The 19,235-nt window shown below is 59.8% G+C and carries 15 protein-coding genes; 7 read left to right on the plus strand and 8 right to left on the minus strand.

Features of this window, described 5'->3' with window-relative positions:
• Window positions 1-9: 9 nt before the first annotated feature.
• The 3 genes from CIK76_RS08855 to CIK76_RS08865 all read right to left on the minus strand — a co-directional run bounded on the left by CIK76_RS08855 (window position 10) and on the right by CIK76_RS08865 (window position 3,068).
• A complete protein-coding gene (locus CIK76_RS08855) occupies window positions 10-1,617 on the minus strand; it encodes a DUF6297 family protein (protein WP_096285511.1) in 1,608 nt (535 codons plus the stop codon).
• A complete protein-coding gene (locus CIK76_RS08860) occupies window positions 1,607-2,293 on the minus strand; it encodes an ABC transporter ATP-binding protein (protein WP_096285513.1) in 687 nt (228 codons plus the stop codon). The genes CIK76_RS08855 and CIK76_RS08860 overlap by 11 nt, the downstream gene beginning before the upstream one ends.
• Before the next feature lie 64 nt (window positions 2,294-2,357).
• Window positions 2,358-3,068: a queuosine precursor transporter gene (locus tag CIK76_RS08865; protein WP_096285515.1), complete on the minus strand. Its 711-nt coding sequence runs from the start codon at window positions 3,066-3,068 to the stop codon at window positions 2,358-2,360.
• 340 nt (window positions 3,069-3,408) lie between these two features.
• Here CIK76_RS08865 and CIK76_RS08870 point away from each other — a divergent pair, with 340 nt between their 5' ends.
• The 5 genes from CIK76_RS08870 (at window position 3,409) to CIK76_RS08890 (ending at window position 10,412) form a co-directional block, all read left to right on the plus strand.
• Window positions 3,409-4,155: a TetR/AcrR family transcriptional regulator gene (locus CIK76_RS08870; RefSeq protein WP_096285517.1), complete on the plus strand. Its 747-nt coding sequence runs from the start codon at window positions 3,409-3,411 to the stop codon at window positions 4,153-4,155.
• Window positions 4,156-4,339: 184 nt separating this feature from the next.
• Entirely contained in the window at window positions 4,340-4,954 is a 615-nt protein-coding gene (locus CIK76_RS08875; protein ID WP_096285519.1) for a hypothetical protein, read from the plus strand.
• Between the two features lie 36 nt (window positions 4,955-4,990).
• Window positions 4,991-5,815, plus strand: coding sequence for a hydroxymethylpyrimidine/phosphomethylpyrimidine kinase (locus CIK76_RS08880; protein ID WP_096285521.1), 825 nt, complete (start codon window positions 4,991-4,993; stop codon window positions 5,813-5,815).
• 337 nt (window positions 5,816-6,152) lie between these two features.
• Window positions 6,153-6,641 (plus strand): FBP domain-containing protein, encoded by a 489-nt coding sequence (locus tag CIK76_RS08885; protein ID WP_096285524.1) that lies wholly within the window; start codon window positions 6,153-6,155, stop codon window positions 6,639-6,641.
• A 528-nt stretch (window positions 6,642-7,169) separates the two neighbouring features.
• Entirely contained in the window at window positions 7,170-10,412 is a 3,243-nt protein-coding gene (locus tag CIK76_RS08890) for a S8 family serine peptidase (protein WP_255248406.1), read from the plus strand.
• Window positions 10,413-10,548: 136 nt separating this feature from the next.
• Here the strand turns inward: CIK76_RS08890 and CIK76_RS08895 are convergent, their stop codons facing one another.
• The 4 genes from CIK76_RS08895 to CIK76_RS08910 form a co-directional block, all read right to left on the minus strand.
• A complete protein-coding gene (locus tag CIK76_RS08895) occupies window positions 10,549-11,778 on the minus strand; it encodes a glycoside hydrolase family 3 protein (RefSeq protein WP_176484146.1) in 1,230 nt (409 codons plus the stop codon).
• 25 nt (window positions 11,779-11,803) lie between these two features.
• Window positions 11,804-13,123, minus strand: coding sequence for a Y-family DNA polymerase (locus CIK76_RS08900; RefSeq protein ID WP_096285530.1), 1,320 nt, complete (start codon window positions 13,121-13,123; stop codon window positions 11,804-11,806).
• Window positions 13,113-13,529, minus strand: coding sequence for a translesion error-prone DNA polymerase V autoproteolytic subunit (gene umuD, locus CIK76_RS08905; protein WP_096285532.1), 417 nt, complete (start codon window positions 13,527-13,529; stop codon window positions 13,113-13,115). The genes CIK76_RS08900 and umuD overlap by 11 nt, the downstream gene beginning before the upstream one ends.
• Window positions 13,530-13,607: 78 nt before the next feature.
• Window positions 13,608-14,843, minus strand: a complete 1,236-nt coding sequence (locus tag CIK76_RS08910; RefSeq protein WP_096285534.1) for a glycosyltransferase 87 family protein — start codon at window positions 14,841-14,843, stop codon at window positions 13,608-13,610.
• A gap of 211 nt (window positions 14,844-15,054) precedes the next feature.
• Here CIK76_RS08910 and CIK76_RS08915 point away from each other — a divergent pair, with 211 nt between their 5' ends.
• Complete coding sequence (locus CIK76_RS08915) at window positions 15,055-15,912, plus strand: NAD(P)H-binding protein (protein ID WP_096285536.1); 858 nt, start codon at window positions 15,055-15,057, stop codon at window positions 15,910-15,912.
• A gap of 124 nt (window positions 15,913-16,036) precedes the next feature.
• On the opposite strand, the gene CIK76_RS08920 is transcribed toward CIK76_RS08915, so the two are convergent.
• Window positions 16,037-17,314: an FAD-dependent oxidoreductase gene (locus tag CIK76_RS08920; protein WP_096285538.1), complete on the minus strand. Its 1,278-nt coding sequence runs from the start codon at window positions 17,312-17,314 to the stop codon at window positions 16,037-16,039.
• Between the two features lie 310 nt (window positions 17,315-17,624).
• Here CIK76_RS08920 and CIK76_RS08925 point away from each other — a divergent pair, with 310 nt between their 5' ends.
• A complete protein-coding gene (locus tag CIK76_RS08925) occupies window positions 17,625-18,821 on the plus strand; it encodes a hypothetical protein (RefSeq protein ID WP_096285540.1) in 1,197 nt (398 codons plus the stop codon).
• Window positions 18,822-19,235 lie beyond the last annotated feature (414 nt).

Consider the following 19,235-nt stretch of genomic DNA (forward strand, 5'->3'; position numbering starts at 1 on the left):
CCTCGGCGGCTAACTGATCCTTGCGGGTTGCTGCTCGCCGGCGCGGCGCAGGGCGAGATAGCCGGGGTAGGCGCAGAGCGCGCTCAGCACCCACACTCCCCACGGCACCGGCGACCCCGGCAGCAGAAGCAAGAAGAATATCGGCAGCCCCGAGGCCAGCGCCTGCAGGAAATGCCCAAACTCCTTGAACGCCAACGCACCGGTGTTCAGTTCGTTGGTTGATCCGAGGATCAAGGATTCCCAGTCGCGTTCCCCGCGCGTGGCCCGGCCCCACATCGCTGCCGTGATGCCACAGGCAGCCACCAACAGCCCGGCGCACCAGGGCCAAAGATTCGCACTCGGGATCATTCCCAGCGCGGCCGGCAACGCCGAACAGATGAGCAACCCACCGAGCGCCAAACCCAAGGCGAACCCCAGGGCGGGGCGTACCAGCCGGCTCCGCGGCAACCCCAGCAGCTGGGCTAGACCCGGTTGGCTGGCCAGTGGCCGGTTCATTTGGGAGAGGTTCTCCGTCAGCAGGCATAGTGCAAGCACCAGGAATCCGGTCAGCGCCAGCGGGTTGGCGATGCCGCGGACTCCCAGCGTCAGGGCCAGGGCCGTGAGCACCAGACTCAGCGGTCCGTTCCAATACCGGCCGCGCAGGTAGCGCAGCACCAAGATCTGAAGCACCACCGGCACCCTATGCAGCGAACCGTGGGCCAACCAAGTCCGTGCGTTGCCCGCCGCATTCGGCACCGGCAGGACTCCTCCCAGGTCCATCTGGATCATCGATCCGACCAGTTGGTTCTGTACCCGCCCGGCCTGCCGCATGGAATTCGCGTCCAAGCGCTCGATCCAGCTGAACGCCAACCATGTGGCGGCCGCTGCGAGCACCAGCAACCCGGAGCAGGCAGCGGCCCAGAGGCTAGGTTCAAAGACCAGCTCTCCGAGCCGCCGGTAGGCTCCCTGAAGCCAGCGGTTCCCGAACAGCAGCAGGCTCCAGGAAATGCTCAGGCCCAGCAAGAGCAGTGGCCAGAGCGTCCGGCACACCCGGAGCGCGGCTCTTTGCCGGGCACCGATTTGCGCGAGCGCGGCCAAGGCACCCAGGAGCGCCCCGGATGCTGCGGCGGCAACAATTCCCAGCAGCAGCACTTCTGCGGTGAATCCTCCGGACAGCGCAAAGAGGCACACAAACCACAGGACTCCGACGAAGATATTCGCCAGTGCACCAAGCGCGATGGCGCTGCCGAGAGCACGCTGCCTGATGGCGCTGAGCTTGATGGGCAGCGGCAGCCACCAGCTGGCCTTGTCCGGAGAAAGCCCGCATGGGCCGAGGTAGAGCAGCCCACGAAATACACAGAGCAATAGTGCCGGAATCAGTACGATCGCCAGATCCTGCAGGTTCCAGACCGCGCTTGGCAGATCCAGCGCCGCTATGCCACCGCCCTGCAGGGCAAAGATCACCCCGGAGAGCACGCTGAAGAGATAGGCGAGGGCAATGACCGCCAACAGCACCCAGATATAAGCATCGGAGAATGCGTCGAATCGCGCGGAACGATCCCGCCGCTTCCGCATTCGGGTGATCATTTCCCGTGGGTCGTAGCCGCCCAGTTCGTCGGCTTGTTTGCTAGCGCTCAAGCCACAGCGCCCCGGACTGCGCGTCCACCGTGCGCACCTGGCCGCCGTGCAGCATCAGCGCACTTTCGAGGCAGTCGCGGATCATCAGTGGATCGTGGGTGACCGCAAGGATGCTCACGTAATCCTCCCGCAGCTGGGCCAGCCTGCGGTACAGCCGGACCCTGATCCGCTGGTCGAGGCGTTGTTCAGGTTCGTCGAGGATCAACAGTTTTGCCGGGCGGACCAGCGCCGCGGCTAGGAGCAATTTGCGCCGCTGCCCGGACGATAACTGCCGGGGCTGCTGCTTGGCAACCTGTTGCAGCTCGAAAAACTCGAGTTCTCGGGTGACCGCGCCATTCCAGTCTTGCAACCCATGGCCTCGCGCCACCATTTCAAGGTGTTCTGCCACCGTGAGTTCTTCAAAGAATACGCCGTCGCTCACCTGGACCGCGACGTCCTTGCGGAAGCGTGCCGAGCCTTCGTCGAGGGCTGCACCATGAAAGCTGACCGCACCGGAGATCGCCGGCTGCAAGCCCAGCACCGTGCGGATCAAGCTGGATTTCCCGCTGCCGTTGGCCCCAATGATTCCCAGACCGGCACCGGGCGTCAAAGACAGATTGATCGGTTCGCAAAGGGCCTGACCGGCGTAGCCGATTTCCAAGTGCTCGACTGCCAGCTGCACGTTCCCTATGCTCATCTCTCAACAGTATCTAGTGGCCTGCCGGCGGGGCATCGTCCAAACTGCTGATGGAGTTCGTTTTCTACCGTGCGGCAAGCAGCGCCGCATAGCTAGGTTCGCGCTTCTTGAACCAGCGGATCACCAGCGAGGTGATTGGCACGAAGAGGATCTCCACCGCCGTCTTGTAAACGAACCCGACCACGACATAGTTGATGAAATTCGGCATATCGGTGATTCCGATAACCGGAGCCGCAATGGCGCAGAAGATCAGCGTGTCCAGGAATTCGCCGACACCGCTGGAGCCGATCAGCCGTCCGACGAGCCCGCGTTCCCCGAATCGTTGCTTCATCCGCACCAGCACCCACGAGTTGGCCAGTTGCCCCACCAGAAACCCCAAGCCCGAGGCAACCACGATCTGCCAGATCGGCCCCAAGGTGCGTTCGAGGGCTTCTTGGCCGTCGTAGAATTCTGCCGACGGCAGCTGGATCATAATCCAGAAGGCGAGCACCGCGAAGAAGGCCAGGGCGAAGGTGATGAGAATCGATCGGCGAGCGGCCTTCAGGCCATAGACCTCTGAAATCACATCGCCCATGATGTAGGCCAATGGGAAAAGGAAGAACCCGCCATCGGTGATGAATGGGCCGATGGCCACGCCCTTTGACGCTCCAATATTGGAGAGTATGACGACCGCTCCCATCAGCGCGAGCACTGCGGAGAAGTATGGTGATCCGGCGGCGGCAAAAATTGCTTTTGAAGGCCGCGCGGCTACTGATTTGGCGTTCGTTTCGCCCATGAAAATGTTCCTCGTTAAAAGTGGTTCGCCAAGACTCCGCGTGGACCGACACCCAGGTACCAGCAACTCTTCGCTGATCTGTGGTTATGTGCCGGAGCGCTGTCCCGCTGTATTAGCACTTGCCTTGCCAGTATCCCACGGAGCCATCGCAAACTCACCGTGACCTGCTTCACGGCAACCGGAGTTTGATATCCCTGAAATTTTCAATCAGCTATCTCACCTTGTGTTCTTCAAAATATGAATTTGAGGAACCAAAAATGGCAGTGACTCGGTCCGCACGCTTCGGCGTAATCAGACTTGATTTTTGAACGCGTTCAATACTTGGATACACTTGACCCGTATGGAAATTACTCGCGAGCCGACGCAGCTCAAAGAACCGCGTACCGGCAAGGGACAGCAGACCAAGGCCAAACTGCTTCGCACCGCTCTGGCTGCTTTCGCCGAAGACGGCTACCAGGCGTCAAGCATGCGCGCCATTGCTGCCCGGACCGGAGTTTCCCTGTCGCACGCCTACTATTACTTCAATTCCAAAGAAGACATCGTCCTCGAATTGCTCCTGTCCTTGCGGGCGGAGCAATTTGCACTATGCAATGGCCAACTCGACGACGGCAACACCTTGGAAGCGAATATCCATACGGTCTTCAACGCAAATCTGCAGGTGATGGAGAAGTACCACGATTTCGGGCCGGCATTCTTGAAAGTCTTGCTCTCGCGCGATCCCGAAAACAGCGAACTGGCTCAGCTCGAGATGTCGCTTTGGGAACGCGCGGTCGCTGGCGCGAGGCCGCTTCCTCCGCTAGGTATTCGGCGTGAGCTGCCAAGGTTCCTCTGGCTGCTATCCAGGCAGGTATTCTCCGCTTGGGCCTACGACAGTTCGCCCAATCAGCGACGTTCGCGAGCGCTGATGCGTAGCGTCGCTCCCGTCGTCGGCAAATTTGCAATCCTCTGTCGCCTGCCGGTGGTGCGCTCCCTTTTCGAAGATGTACTCGCCCTGATGGATTCCAGCGGAGACCAAGACGCGGAACGCGGCAGTACCGCCACCGGAACAAGCCGCCAAGCGAACATCACCAAGGCAAAGGCCTCGTAGCAGCTGATCTTGGTGCAAGTTGGAGGATTGCAGTCCCCTCCTCTGTGGAAAAGCTAGACCCGATGGGTCCGTGGCATCGCGGGGCGCAGGTTCCGCTTCATGGTTCCGTGCTCGCCGCCTTTAAGGCGTAAAGTCGAATTTACCGACTTAATTACTTCCGAGATGCTTAGGAGCAAATCTCACGATGAGCGGAACTGTGACTCCCCTGCCGGAGTGGACTGAAGGCTACGCACTCCTACGCGATCGCATCGCCTCATTCCCCGGCCCAGATCAGTTACGCTCGGTCGATCTGAACGGCGACGATCCTGAACTGTTGCGTTATTGGCCCAGAAACGACTGGGTTCCAGCCACCGAATATCGCCGCGTCATACTGCTCGGGGCGCCAAATCCGGCAGTTGCCTCCTCGCTAAGTTCGGCCGGTTGGCATGAAACCGCAACACTGAACCTCCTGGCAGCCAAACCGGAGGACGTAGAGCAGGTCGTCAAGCTGGCCGAGACGTCGACCGTCTTCGAAGCTCCCATGGACAACTACGACGTGGTTGAGGTGGCCGAATTCGATCGCCCGGTAGCGCGCGGACGAATGCATTATGGTTCAACCTTTGGGCTCTTGTCCGACCCGGATCTGTACGCACCAACCAACCCGGATTTGGCGCGGCGGGCAGTACTGGCAAATTTTGCCGGAGCCGCTTACAGCCATGATTTGCCATGGATTCTTCTTGTTGCCGCCGCGGAACATTCCGAAGCGATGACAGAAGGTTGGTCCAAAGCCACTAAAATCAGCATTTGGCAGCAAAGCTAAACACCTATTCAATCCGCACTACCTTCAATTGGGACTATGACTACTACAATCAACACCCCAGGCCCAGCCCTGACCTTGACCATTGCCGGTTCGGAAGCCACCGGAGGCGCCGGAGCGCAGGCAGATTTGAAGACCTTCCAAGAGCTGGGCACCTACGGAATTGTCGCCCTGACCTGTATTGTGTCCTTCGACCCGAAGGCTTCTTGGAATCACCGTTTCGTGCCGGTAGAGCAGCAGGTCATCGCCGACCAGCTCGAAGCCATCCAGACCTGCTACGCGGGCCAGCTAGGCACCGTCAAGCTTGGCATGATGGGATCACCAGCGACGATCAACACCGTTGCCACCGCGCTGAAATCCCAGCAGTGGAACAACGTGCTGCTGGATCCGGTGCTGATCTGCAAAGGCCAGGAGCCAGGGCACGCGCTGGACACCGACGAAGCACTGAAATCGAACCTGCTTCCGCTGGCAAGCTTTGTCACCCCAAATCACTTCGAAGCCGAACAGCTCTCCGGACTGAGCATCAACAGCGAGGATGACCTTGTTGCGGCCGCCAAACAGATCCATGCCATTTCCGGTGCCGCAGTCCTGGCCAAGGGCGGAGTGCGCATTGCCGGCGAAGACGCAATCGACGTCTTCTACGACGGAACCACCCTCGAAGTGCTGCGCGAAAAGAAGATCGGCGAGGTTGCCGTCTCCGGCGCAGGATGCTCGCTCGCTGCAGCGGTGACCGCCGAGCTGGCCAAGGGTGCGACACCGCTGGAAGCGGCGCGCACCGCCAAGGCTTTTGTTACCGAAGGCATCCGCAACCGCGTCGCCGGAAACACCCCCTTCGATGCGCTCTGGCAGGGCGGCCGACGCTAACAGCACTTGCGTCGTAGCCGGCAAAGGCCACATCTGCGGGTGTGGCCTTTGCTATGATTGGAAAATCGCGGCTCCAGCTTGAGTCTGGAGACCATACTGTCAAGTCGTTGCGTGCTCAGGGCACGCGGTAGGGAGGTCGGCTATGCAAGCCACTTTGACGCCTTCCCCGTTCGTCCCCTCGACGGACGGGTAGCTTCCAAACACCGCTCCAACGCCATAGGCGTTGGAGGCGTTTAATTGTGCTGCTCTGCCTGTTTTCCGTTGCTGATGGGACATGCCCTTTCCTTGCAACCCTCTGCGCGCGCCGTGCGCCCGCAGATCTCTTTAAGGACCTGCAATGCAGCCATTGACAGAAAAAACCATTCGCTCCTCCTTCCTCAACGCCAGTCGCAGCGAGACGAAGAAACTGACCTTGCCGGAAAACTTCTCGGCGCTGGACTGGGAAAATCTCGAGTACCTTGGGTGGCGCGATCCCAAGATGCCACAGCGCGGTTATCTCATCCACAGCAATCCAGCCGGCCAGATTCGGGCGCTGTTACTTCGCTCGGCCGATGGACTGCGAAAACGCAGCAGCGTCGCCATGTGCGATATCTGCCGGGACGTAAATATCCCTTGCTACGTGAGTATGTTCAGTACCCGCCGGGCAGGGCAACCAGGCCGCGACGGCGATACCTTGGGCACCATGATCTGCGCAAACTTCGAATGCTCGACTAACGTGCGGATTCCCCCGCCAAAGAACCCGATTTATCCGGACCCGATGGTGGTCGTGGCCGAACGGATCAAGTTGCTCGAGGAACGGGTCAACAGCTTCATCGACCGCGTTTAAGGTCTATTCCCATAACTGCTTTCGCAGCTTCGCGGGCGGATGCAACGGGCTCTGCATGAGCACATTGCGTCCGCTCGTTTTGGGCTGAGGCTCCACCAAAGACTCCGACGGCTACTAATCTCACCCGGGTGATGAAATCCCCTACCCGGGAGTAACACTTGGTTAATAATTTCTAAAAAATAGAGAACCACTAGGCGCTTAGTACGTCGAGTTTCGGTTGGTGATCCGGGGTTTTGGGTGTGAAGCATATGCAAAATGTTTTTAGCTGAAAAATATCACTATTCAATAACCCCTTGATATATGACGTGGGTCACTTAGGATTCCTCAGTAGGAGACTCGACGTTTCAGCGGACGTCGGCCCCGGTCATCACTCAACGCGCACCGACCTGCCGCGAGTGAAACCGTCGCATCTTCACACGGAAGCATCCCGCTTCCTGTTCAGCTAGGAGAATCATGGTCACTCGGCGCAATCCACGATTGCCGCGCCTCATCCTGGGATCAGCCACCGCTTTAGCATTGGCTGTCACGATGACAGGTCCGGCATCAGCTGCCAACATCCCGCAACCATCTGACGGAGAGAACGCAGCTTCCCTGCCAATCGTTAAAAGCCAAACTCTTGCAGACCTGAAGGTCAGCGGCCAGCTGGCGAAGGCCTCCGGCGAGGTGTCGGTATTCGTCCAGCTCGAAGGAGACGGCGCTTACCAGGAGGTCAAAAAGTCCGGAAAGAAAAAAGACAAGGCAAAGGTTAAATCCGTCCGATCCCAGGTTAAAGCCAAGGGCAAGGAGCTAGCCAAGGAAGCCAAGTCCGAGGTCATCTACACAACGTCCAACGCATTGCGGGGTGTCGCGCTAACCGGTGACGCCAAAGAGCTACGTGCGCTGGCCGAACGCGGCGATGTCGCAAAAATCAGCGCCATCGTGCCAAAATCTCCATCTAACCGCGGCGCGGTCATCGATACCGAGGCCATCGACGCGTGGACCGCGTTGGACACCACCGGCGACGGCGTGAAAATCGCCGTGCTGGATACCGGCGTGGATTACACGCACGCCGGATTTGGCGGCCCCGGAACTATCGAGGCTTATAAGCAGGCACAGGCTTCAGATGAACTCCCGACGGCGGATTCCGGCCTCATCGATTCGAAGAAGTTCATTGGCGGTTGGGACCTGGTCGGCGATGACTACAACGCCAACCCGGACGCCCCGGACTACCAGCCGATTCCAAATCCCGACCCTAACCCGCTGGACTGCGAAGCCGCAGGACACGGATCCCACGTGGCCGGTTCGGCGGCCGGCTACGGCGTTAACGCGGAAGGTTCCACCTTCACCGGCGATTACGCTTCGCTGACCGCCGATGAGGTAGCCACGATGAACGTCGGCCCGGGCACCGCCCCGGAGGCGCAACTGATCGGCATTCGCGTCTTCGGTTGCGGCGGTTCCTCCGCCGTAGTCGGCCAGGCTCTTGACTACGTGCTTGATCCAAACGGCGACGGCGACTTCGCAGACCGCGCCGACGTGGTCAACATGTCTCTCGGCTCGGATCACTCCCCCGTCCAGGATCCGGAAAATGACATCGTCGATGCGCTCTCCGAGGCTGGAATTCTCTCCGTCATCGCCTCGGGCAATGCCGGGGACGTCACCGATGTCGGCGGCTCGCCGGGCAACTCGCGTTCCTCGTTGACCGTCGCCAACTCCGTTGGCTCGCAGGTCACCTTGGATAAGATCCAGATCGATGCGCCCGAGGGCGTTGCCGGAACCGCCGCCGGCCAGTACTCGGCAAACTTTAATTACACCGCGGCCGATCCGGCCGACTTGAGCGGCGAAGTGGCCATGGCTCCGGCCGATAACGCTTTCGGCTGCTCGGCCTTTGAACCAGGATCGCTGGAAGGCAAGTGGGTTTGGCTGCAGTGGAGCGAGAACGGCGCGTTCCCTTGTGGATCCGGCGCTCGCTTCGACAATGCCGAAGCCGCCGGTGCCACCGGCGTCCTGTTGGATGCTGAAACCAACCTCTTCGATGCCGGAATCGCCGGCAACGCCACCATCCCCGGCGCCCAGTTCACCCTGGACTACTCCAATAAGCTGCGTCCAGCGGCCGACGCTGGCGAGCTGCAGGTCACCTTGGATGCTTCGTTTGTGGGTGCCGCTTCGGGTGACTCCGGAGTCAAGGACACCCTGAACTCCTCCTCGTCGCGTGGCGTACACGGCTCGAACGGCGTGGTGAAGCCCGATGTTGCGGCTCCCGGCACGCAGATCGGTTCGGTAGGCGTTGGTACCGGCAACGGACCGGCCGTCATGTCCGGCACCTCCATGGCAACCCCGATGGTTGCCGGTGTGGCGGCCCTGGTGATGCAGGATAAGGAGCTCACCGCCGCGCAGGCCAAGAGCACCATCATGAACACCGCGGCAGCCGATGTCCTCGCGGCAAATGGCAAGGCCTATGGTCCAAACCGTGTAGGCTCGGGCCGCGTCATGGCCGAAGCTGCCCTGTCCACCCCGGCCATCGCCTACGATTCCGAGGCCGCGGATCTGACAAGCGTCGTCTTCGGAGTGCTTGAAATCGACGGTAAGAAAACGTTTACTGATTCACGTTCAATCACCGTGGAGAACACCAGCGACACGACGCAGACCTACCAGGTCGACTACGTGCCGGCTACCGAGATCCCGGGCACCAGCTTCACGCTGGACCGCCAGAGTCTCACCTTGGCTCCGGGAACCTCGCAGAACGTCGAGGTTACCCTGAGCGTGGATCCGGCGACATGGACCAAGACCCTGGATCCGACCATGGACAGCGCCCAGTCGGGTCTGGCCCGCGCATGGGTTTCCGATGCCAGCGGTCGCGTCGAGCTCACCAGCTCGGAGGCTCCGACCTTGCGCGTCCCGGTTCAGGCAGCTCCAAAGCTCTCTGCCGATATGTCCGCTTCGGTCAAGAAGTTGAAGAAGGGTGAGAACACCACCGAGCTGAAGCTCAAGGGCAAGGATGTCCGCGCGGGCGAAGACGCCACCGAGGTAGTCTCGCTGCTCGGCGCATTTGAACTGGGCACTTCCAGCGAACGCGGGCCGAAGACCATGGACAGTGTTCCAGGGGCCCGCTCGATGGACCTGCAGCACGTTGGCGCTTCAAGCACCGCACCGGGAACCGGCGTGGCCGATGGCCTGCTCAACGTGGGCATCTCGACCTGGGGGAACTGGGCGCATCTAGCCGGCGGCACCGAATTGGATGTCAACATCGACACCAATGGCGACGGCGAAGCCGACTTCGTGACCTTCACGACCGCGCTCGACGGAATCGACCTTGACCTCGCTGCCACCTTCGATTTGAAGACCGGCGAACAGGTGGATCTGCAGCCGGTCAACGGGGTGCTCGGAGATGTTGACACCAACAGCTTCGACACCAATGTGGCAGTCTTGCCGGTATCGCTTGCGGCGCTCGGCCTGGATGAGGATTCCACCGAAATCTCCTACAGCGTCTCCAGTTTCTCCTGGTACCACACCAATGACCAGGGGGCGATGATCCCGGTGGATCAGACCGACTGGGTCACGTTCGATATTGCCGAACCTCAGGTTGATTTTGGGGCTCAGGGTTCGCTATTCACCGATCTGAACGGCACCAAGCTCCCGGTCACCGTGGCAGAGCCTTCCGTTGCTTCCAAGGCGTTGTTGCTGCACCTGCACAACAGCACCGGCACGCTCGGCGAGAAGAAGAACCAGACCGGAGACCGTGCACAGGTCCTGGAAATCACCAAGGGTGGCAAGAAAGGAAACGGCAAGGGTTAAACCTCACCTGAGCTAAGCGTCTGAGCTTGATCGCGCAGACCTTCAATCTAGACCCGGGCGTTCCCTAGCGAGTAGGGTTTCGCCCGGGTCTTCCCTTGTCGCAAAAGGCGTAGCGGCCCGGAACATAGGCCAAGCATTACCTCTGCAGGCGAAGCTTTTCGGCAAGAATCAAGATTGCTGCCTCGCGGACCTGCCCCGCCAGCTCTTCGTCTTCGCCGGACTGCGTGGCCAGCGTTTCAGCCATGGTCAGCGCCTTGCTTTCATTCACGCACAGTGGCATGGTGCCACCGGCCCGAACAAACTTCACCGCACGCTGGCCCACCGGAACCGCGGAAACCTGTTTGGCGTCGCAGAGGTCATCGGAAATGATGAGCCGCTCGTAGCCCAAGTCCTCCCGCAGCAGACCGGTGACGATCTTCTTCGAGAATGGTGCGTCGTTTGCCTTATCGAGCCGGGTGTATCTGGCGTTCGAAATCATCACCCAGGCCAAGTCCTGGTCTACCGCCGCCGCAAAAGGTTCAAGGTCGGTGCTGTCGTCACCGACTTTTGCGTCGGTCACCTGCGCATGGGTATCCGTATTCAGAGAGACCCTGCCCAGTCCCGGGAAGTGCTTAACCACCGGTTGCACTCCGGCCTGGGCCAGCTCCTCATTAACAATCAGCATGGCGGCCGCGGCATCCCCCGCATTGTTGGCGTATTGCCGCCCGAACTTGCCAATGGGCGCGTTGCCTGTACCCAGGCTTGCCGGTACCACATCTGCAACCGGTGCGAGGTTTACGTTGATTCCAGCGTCGGCTAGCTCTCCGCCCAGCTCGGAGATTTCCGCACCAAGCCTCTTCGCATCCCAAGCACCCTGCTCCAATGCGGTGGGCAGCTCGGAGAAGCCCTGCCCCTGAAGGACCCGGACGAACCCGCCTTCCTGGTCGGTGGCAACCCAGACGGGCAGGTCCGCTGGAACATTTGCGGCCAATGAGTCATGCAGTTCCGCGACGTGGCTGGAAATCTGCGCATGCGAGAGTTGCGAACGGCCACGCAGGAACACATTGGAGATCCCTTGCTGCTTGAGCGCCTGGATCTGCGCGGCAGAAGCCCCGTCGGCCGATACGCCAGCCATCACGAGGCTGCCGGCCTGCTCGGCAAGGCTCATCTCGTCGGCGAGCGCTTCGGCCTTCTCGCGCAGTTCTTCCTGTGGATCTGCTGCTGTCGGACTCGGCGCGGGTGCTGCAGAGCCCGGCGTTTGGGTATTCGGATTGCTTGATTTGCCGGGCTCGGGCCGGTCGGCGGTGCCAGTGGGGGCTGTGCACCCGCTGAGCAGCAGGGTGCCGAGCAGGCCCAGTCCCAAAGTTCGACGAAGCGCAGTATTCATATTCGACATTCTGCCACCGAAGACTTCACGCTTGCACGATGAGCAGCTCGTCCCAGTCGGTGGTGTAGCGCTGTGACATATGTTCGCGCTTCATCGACCATTCGGGATCCTTGGCAATACCGGCCCGTCCTAAACCGATGGCCTTGGCCCCGAAGCGTTGGGATACCTGCTGCACCACGTCGCTCACGTTGATCTTCTCGGACTCCTGCGCACTGTGCGAATCGAGCAGTCCCAAATCGAGTTCTTCCGCCCCCGGGTGGTCGCTGAGCCCCGAGAGGATGACTCCCCCACGTACATAGTCGATCCCGGGTGCCATCAGCTCACTCATCGCATCGACCGCGATTCGGGTCAGCGTGATCGGGTCTCTGGTGGGCCGGGCCAGCCGTACCTGAGCGGTGGGAAACGAGGCCGCCGAGTTCGCAAATCTACTGGTTCCGGCGGTGACTGTCAGCAGGCTGGCATAGCGTCCTTCGCGTGCCAAGCGGCTTGCCGCCTTCTGCGCGTAGATCGACATGACATCCGCCATCGCTTCGCGCGTGCGAACCGGTGTGGAGAAGGAACGAGTGAACATCACCTGGCCCTTGTCCGATCGCTCTTCGATCGGCCCGATACAGCGCTGCCCGTTCAGTTCCAGCACGGTGCGTTGGAGCACCACCGAAAACTTCTTGCGAATCACTTGCGGATCAGCGGCGCGCAGCTGGGCGATGCTTTGGATTCCCATGCCGGTCAACTTCTCGCCGGATTTCTTCCCCACACCCCAGACGTCGGTCGCGGGAACCTGCGACATGATCTTGTCCACTTGGTCCGGTTCCATCAGCCCTTCGATGCACAACCCGCGCATATGTGGATTGTGCTTGGCAATATGGTTTGCGAATTTTGCAAGTGTCTTCGTTGCAGCGACGCCGACGCACACCGGCACGCCGATCGACTGGTCGATTGCCGCACGGATCTGCGCGGCGGTGCTCCGCACCTGTTCAAGGGTTCCATTCAATCCGACAAATGACTCGTCGATGGAATACACCTCATGCCAGGTGCCGAAGCGGCCAAGCAGTTCCATGACGCGAGCAGACATGTCGCCGTAAAGTTCATAGTTGCTAGAGCGAACCGCGAGGTTATGGCTTTGCATATAGCGACGCACTTTGAAGAACGGTTCACCGGTGGCTATCCCCAGGTCCTTGGCCTCTTGCGACCGAGCTACCACGCACCCGTCATTGTTTGATAGGACGACCACCGGTCGGTTCCGCAGCGAGTGGTCGAAGGCGCGCTCGCACGAGACATAGAAGTTGTTCACGTCCACCAGCGCCACGTGGTCACTCTGCTCAGAAGCTCCCGGCTCAGCGGACATGGTGCAGGCACCTAGTGATCACGCCAAAGACTTCAACTTCATCGCCCTCCGTGAGCACTACCGGTAGCGGCGACTCGTCGCTGAGCAAGCTAACATGCGCTCCGTCAACTTGCCAGCGCCGCACCAGCATCTGCCCATTCAGGCTCACCACAACCACCGATCCGTGTTTCACGCTCAGCGAGCGGTCCACGATAATTTCGTCGCCGTCGTAGATTCCGGCCGAATGCATCGAGTGGCCAGCTACCCGCATGATGAAGGTGGCAACCCGGTCATGGACGAGCAACCTGTTCAGGTCGAGCCCGCCGTCAAAATAATCTCGCGCAGGCGAGGGGAAGCCCATGGCGGAGACCGCCTGCACCGGACCTTGGGTTGCCCCCGGGGGCATCACCGAGTCAGCATCGCTCACCTAGACACCACCCTTAGCTAGAACAAACTTTCGAATACTAAGAATTGTACAGCGCTTGCCGACCCCTAGTTACCCGGCTCAGGAAAGCAGACTGGCGGGCTCCGCTTTGCTGGCTTGCCGCGTGCTTACCAAGGAAATAGCAAGACACAAGAGTTGCACCAGCACGGGCACCGCGGGAAGTATGTAGCACCAAACTGGCAATTCCCCATCCGGGAAATATCCAGCGAACGCCACGATCTTCTTGGCCCCAATCGACAACACGACGTAGCACAGCACCAAGGAAATCAGCATCGTGCGACGCAGCACCGGGGCGAAGCGCAGGGCCAAGACGGTCCAGGCGAACGTCATCACCGGCAACCACACCCAGTGGTGGGACCAGCTCACCGGAGAGACGAGCAACGGACAGGCCGACGCCACACCGAGCAGGACCACCCGATCCACCTTCTCATGCAACTTCCAGAGCAAAATGACGAAGGAAAGGCCCACACCCAGGGCCAGCACGAGCCATACCAAGGACGGAGCATTGAGTCGCTCAAGCATTCCCTGAAGCGAGACATTGTCGATGTAGCCCACATTGCCCACACGCGATGGATCCTGCACCACGTCTAGCCAGTAGTCCAAGGTGTTCTGCGTTTGAAAAAGCAAGCCAACAACCTGGGTACCAATAAATGTTGCTACCCCGACCAGCACCGCACGCCACTTGCGCATTGCGAAAGGCAGAATCAGTAGTGCAATAGGGGTGAGCTTAATGCCGGCGCAGATACCCACCGCAATCACGAACGGCATCAATGACTTGTAGCGCACGAAGGTCAGATAACAGGCGCCAAGTATCAAGATGTTGATCTGGCCAAACCACACCGTGTCCCGGAAGGGAGCGGACATCAGCATCAGGCACGTCAATGTTAATGGCGTGATAACAGGAGCCAAGGTCGGCCATTTCTGCACAACCCGGGCAGAGAGATCTTTTGCGACAAGGTAGGTCAGAATGATCGAGGCGGCCATGGTGAGCGAGACCGAAACCCAGTAAGGGAAAAACGCCATGGGCAGAAACAAAATAGCCGCAAATGTGGGGTAGGTAAATGGCAAACCCGGCGCATTCGCTGGACCGACGAATGGACCGTAGAGAGCTTCGGGCTCACGCAACAGCGTCAGTGCGCCTTCACGATACACCGACAGATCCCAACCGGTTGGTTCGATAGCCACGAGAACACTAATCAAAGCCGCGACCAGCAGAATCTCAAGGACTGCAGTGCCTGGATGTACCTTACGAAAAATTGAAGACCGAATCTTCTTGCACCCTTCTATGGTGATCAATATGGGTCAATCCAACGCGAATGCCCCTGCGACCCGCACTCCGCCGTCAACAAGACCGCGACCCAAGGCACACAACCAGTCTATTTTATCGATTTATCCGCAACCGCGGACCACGCGCCTCTTCATCAAGCACATAACCCGCCTTGCAAGCCCTAGGGTTAGTAGCAGGGCTCCACTAATGGTGCCATCCGACCAACAGAAGAGGCGCCGAATGAAGATACTGTTGATCAGCTGCGGAGATGTCGCCACCGAAGCAGGCTTACGCTTCCTGGCCGCGGGCCACCAGGTCACCGCATGGCGCCGAAACGGCGGCAAACTTCCGCCCTCTTTCACCGGACACAGCGTAGACCTTCTCGAACCAGAAGCCTGGCCGAAGATAGATCCGGAAACCGACATCGTACTTTTGACTCCGGTTCCCGCCACCCGAGATGTCGACGGATACGACCGGGGCTATCTGCAAGTAGCGCGTCGCCTCGTCGAGACGCTGGTCACCTCATGCCCCGGCCTACAACGACTTATCTACGTCTCTTCTTCCGCGGTCACCGGCGGTACGGAAGGCCAATGGGCCAACGAATCATCACCGCTAGCCCCGACTCGCCCCACATCGCAGATCCTGGCCGAAACCGAGCTATTGCTGGCCGATAGTGGTCTGCCGCTAACGATTCTCCGAGCTTCAGGAATCTATGGACCGGGACGCACGCGACTGATCGATCTGGTGCGCAACGGGACCGCACGACTTCCCCGAACCTCTCATTGGACCAACAGAATCCACCGAGATGATCTCGCCGCGGCGATCGTCCACGTCGCCGCACTCGGAAATAGAGCCGAGAGCCTTTATATAGCCACCGACAGCGAACCGGCACAGCTTGCTGACGTATACCGCTTCCTCGCCGAAGAGCTCGAAGAAAAATCTCCCGAGATCGAAGCAGAAAGCCACGCTTCTCGTCGGTCTGCGGACCGCAGGCTGAACAACGCCCGTTTGCTCGCTTCTGGATTCATCCCCCGATTCCCTAGCTACCGCGAAGGCTACAAATCAATTCTTGCCGGCGACTCCACTCGCCACGAGTAACTGCCTGTCCGGCCCTCACGGCCTCGATTCCCGCCTCGCTGTAGGCGAGAGGACAAACACAAGGCTCGGCAAATGTCAGTTGAATGATTAGCCGAGCCCAGCATTTGCACCTATGCGCCCTGGTTTAGAACCCCTTGCGCAACGGATTGAAGTGACGTGCCAAGCTAGGCACCGTCTGGCCGGTAATCTGCGCGGCAAGAATTTTGCCGGTCAACGGGCCAAGGGCGACGCCCCACATGCCATGACCGCCTCCGACCGAGATACGCGAAGATTCGGTTTGGCCGACCAGAGGTAGCCCGTCCGCGGTGCATGGGCGTCCGCCCACCCACTCTTCCTTGCGATTCTCCCAATTGATTCCCTGGTATACCGGTGCGGCAGCGGCGACGATGGCCTCGATGCGCTTCGGCTCGAGTTTGTGGTTCACGTCCCGGAATTCCATGGTCCCGGCAATGCGGAAGCGATCTCCCAAGGGGGTGCAGGCCACGCGCTGGGCCGGGAAATAAATTGGGTGAGTTGGCATGTCTTCAGGCTCTACGGTGAAAGAATAACCGCGTCCCGCCTGAACCACCACGTTGACGCCAAACTTCTTGGCCAGATCTGTCATCCACGCGCCAGTGGCCATTACTACGTGATCCGCGGTGATCGCACGCCCCTCCGAACCAACCACGGTGACCGATGCACCGTTATCGCGCACGTCGGTGACGTTGAAGGAACCGATGATGTCGCCGCCACGGGCGATCACGGATTCCGCCAGCGAATCCATGAACTTAGGCGGGTTAATATAACGCTGGTTCTTGATGGCAATACCAGCCGCGACGCTGTTGGACAGCGTCGGTTCGATGGTGCGCAGTTCGTCACCACTCAACAGGTCGAATTCGACCTTGCCGCCGGTCTTGTGGATCATCTCAAATTCGTGCAGCAACCCTTCCCTGTCTTTAACGGACGTGAATCCGGCGAGGAATGGATCCGCGGGCTTGGTCTTTTCGGCTACGCCCGCTCCGGCCGTGGTGGCCTCTGCGATCTCGTCAAAGGAGTCCAGGCCGTTGGTGCCAATCTCGGAGAAGACGCGCATGGCCTGCTCCCACTTCTTGGGAGTGGAATGCCAAGTGAAACCGAGCAGGAAGCGCAAGAGCTTTGCGTCGGCCTTCAGCGGGATGTACAGCGGAGAAGCCGGGTCGAACATCATTTTCAGACCACTGGAGAAGATCGACGGTTCGGCGATCGGCAAGGTCAGTGCTGGGGTCAGCCATCCAGCGTTACCCCACGAAGACCCGGACGCTACACCGCCACGATCAACCACGGTTACTTTGACGCCGGCCTCTTGCAGGTACCAAGCCGTCGACAGTCCAACGAATCCGGCGCCAACAATAACAACATGATCCGGTGCTGGTGTTACCGCCATGGGCTACTCTCCTAGAACGACTTTTGAGGCCCGCATGCGGAGCCATATACCTTCACTCTCGCGCGAACAGAAAGGAAAATCAACGGGCACTGAGGATTCAACGGTGACCGCAACCACACAACTAAGTGATCTGCATTTTCTGCGGCAACTCAGCATGCTTCCCGTATAAAATTCGTAGCTTTTAGGCTATCTCTGCGGTATCCCCCAGAGCTGGTTCTCCCAAGGATCGTCCGGCCTCGCCGGGCGGAGCGCCCTGCGTAGACTGGAAGTAACGACCTTTTCCCGCATAGCGAAGGAACAGCAGTAGATCATGGCATCACGTAAGCCCGCCAAGAAGAAGGCCTCCTCAGGTCACCCAGCTCGACGTCCGGGAGGGAGCAGTGCCCCCTTCGAATCCGAGGTTCGCCAGGCTCTGCAGCCCTTCAAGTCGCAGCTGTTCCGCCACTTCCAAGAAGAAGACCAGCCGGCCAGCGAAACTCGCGCCGGCCTGGAGGGTTTGACTACCCTGCTGATCGCGCACGCGCAGTTGCGCAATAAAGTCGACGTGACCACACTGGACCCCACCGTTCTCGGTGAACAGCTAGGCCACCTTTCCTCACTGGGCAAAGAGGTCTCCGAAGCGAGCGCGGCGATCTTCAAGCATTACCTGACCTTCTTGGGCACCACCGCGAACTTCGGCGGTAGCGTCGAGGAATTCAAGGAGACCTTTGAATTCCTCTCCCGCATGGCCGGTGATTCGCCGATCGTGGTCCCCTTCATGGATGACGAGGAAGCTAACGCAGCCCTGGAGGCGATGCCATTCGTTTTCGCGGCACGTGAGCTGATCGAGTGGGTTGGAGACGGCAAGCCAAGCGACCCCTCCGGAATGATCAGCGGACAGACGCTCCAGGAAGCCGCCGGTGCGCTGGGACTCTTAGTCTCCGTCGATGAACCCGCCGCCCAAGGCACCAATGCCTGGGAACCCGAAGACGGCACAGTTGTTTCGGATCTTGCCTCCATCCCCCGACTCGCGGCCTACTGGGATGCCTTGATCGGCACCGCGATGCTTCGCTACAGCGCGCCGAATGCGGTCCCTACCGAATCACTGCGAGAGGCCCTGCTAGCCTCCAGCGGACCGGGTGCTCGTCTGGTCAAGGAACTCATCGCAGAGATCATCTATTCGCATGTGCTGATCACCACCTTGCAAATTCCCGGACAGGCACAGGTTGCCGAGATGGTTGCTGGGCTATTGACCCATGCGGCCTCCTCGAAGCCACCACGCACAGAATTCGCTCTGCAGATCCCTTCCGAAGACGATCTGCCTGTTGAACAGCATCACCTCATCACGAGCCTCGAAGAGTCCGTCCCACGGGTTGAAGCGATCTTGCGGACCTTTGAACGCGAAGGAATGCTGAAACTTGAGGAAGAAATCACCGTCCCAGTGATCCTGCGCGCGGCATTGGAACGTGCGCTATCCAAGGTGTCGGATCACCTGCTGGAGAACGACCCTGTCGGCATGACTGAGTAACTGGGCCAAAACACCGGAGGGGTGAGAAACGCGATGCGTTTCCCACCCCTCCGGTGTCTAAGCACTGCGAAGCCTAGATGCTGTCCGTAGCGAATTCAGCCGCGTGGCGTGGAATGCGTCCGAACCACGCATCCGCGCCAGGCTTTCCCACGTTCACTACAAAGAATGACTTGTTTCGACCATCGGTGTTTACGATTGCGTCAACGACAGAGTTGTCGAACCCGGCCATTGGGCCTGCTGCAAAGCCGACGGCCTGAACTGCCGTGATGAAATACCCTGCCCGCAATCATGCACAATGGCTGCCCACAGCTGCGCGCATGCCCTGATCACCAAGCATCGCCTTGCATTCTGGGGCGTGAGGGAAGAAAGACGCGAACCCTTCGTGCCACTCGGTTTCGACAGGAAGGATCGCAA

The organism is Glutamicibacter sp. BW80 (genome assembly GCF_002332385.1).
Lineage (GTDB): Bacteria > Actinomycetota > Actinomycetes > Actinomycetales > Micrococcaceae > Glutamicibacter.

What these genes read in the sequence shown, in the direction of transcription:
- CIK76_RS08860 (WP_096285513.1), bottom strand. Translation starts at nt 2,293, where the DNA reads ATGAGCATAGGGAACGTGCAGCTGGCAGTCGAGCACTTGGAAATCGGC.
- CIK76_RS08865 (WP_096285515.1), bottom strand. Translation starts at nt 3,068, where the DNA reads ATGGGCGAAACGAACGCCAAATCAGTAGCCGCGCGGCCTTCAAAAGCA.
- CIK76_RS08870 (WP_096285517.1), top strand. Translation starts at nt 3,409, where the DNA reads ATGGAAATTACTCGCGAGCCGACGCAGCTCAAAGAACCGCGTACCGGC.
- CIK76_RS08875 (WP_096285519.1), top strand. Translation starts at nt 4,340, where the DNA reads ATGAGCGGAACTGTGACTCCCCTGCCGGAGTGGACTGAAGGCTACGCA.
- CIK76_RS08880 (WP_096285521.1), top strand. Translation starts at nt 4,991, where the DNA reads ATGACTACTACAATCAACACCCCAGGCCCAGCCCTGACCTTGACCATT.
- CIK76_RS08885 (WP_096285524.1), top strand. Translation starts at nt 6,153, where the DNA reads ATGCAGCCATTGACAGAAAAAACCATTCGCTCCTCCTTCCTCAACGCC.
- CIK76_RS08890 (WP_255248406.1), top strand. Translation starts at nt 7,170, where the DNA reads ATGACAGGTCCGGCATCAGCTGCCAACATCCCGCAACCATCTGACGGA.
- CIK76_RS08895 (WP_176484146.1), bottom strand. Translation starts at nt 11,778, where the DNA reads ATGAATACTGCGCTTCGTCGAACTTTGGGACTGGGCCTGCTCGGCACC.
- CIK76_RS08900 (WP_096285530.1), bottom strand. Translation starts at nt 13,123, where the DNA reads ATGTCCGCTGAGCCGGGAGCTTCTGAGCAGAGTGACCACGTGGCGCTG.
- CIK76_RS08915 (WP_096285536.1), top strand. Translation starts at nt 15,055, where the DNA reads ATGAAGATACTGTTGATCAGCTGCGGAGATGTCGCCACCGAAGCAGGC.
- CIK76_RS08920 (WP_096285538.1), bottom strand. Translation starts at nt 17,314, where the DNA reads ATGGCGGTAACACCAGCACCGGATCATGTTGTTATTGTTGGCGCCGGA.
- CIK76_RS08925 (WP_096285540.1), top strand. Translation starts at nt 17,625, where the DNA reads ATGGCATCACGTAAGCCCGCCAAGAAGAAGGCCTCCTCAGGTCACCCA.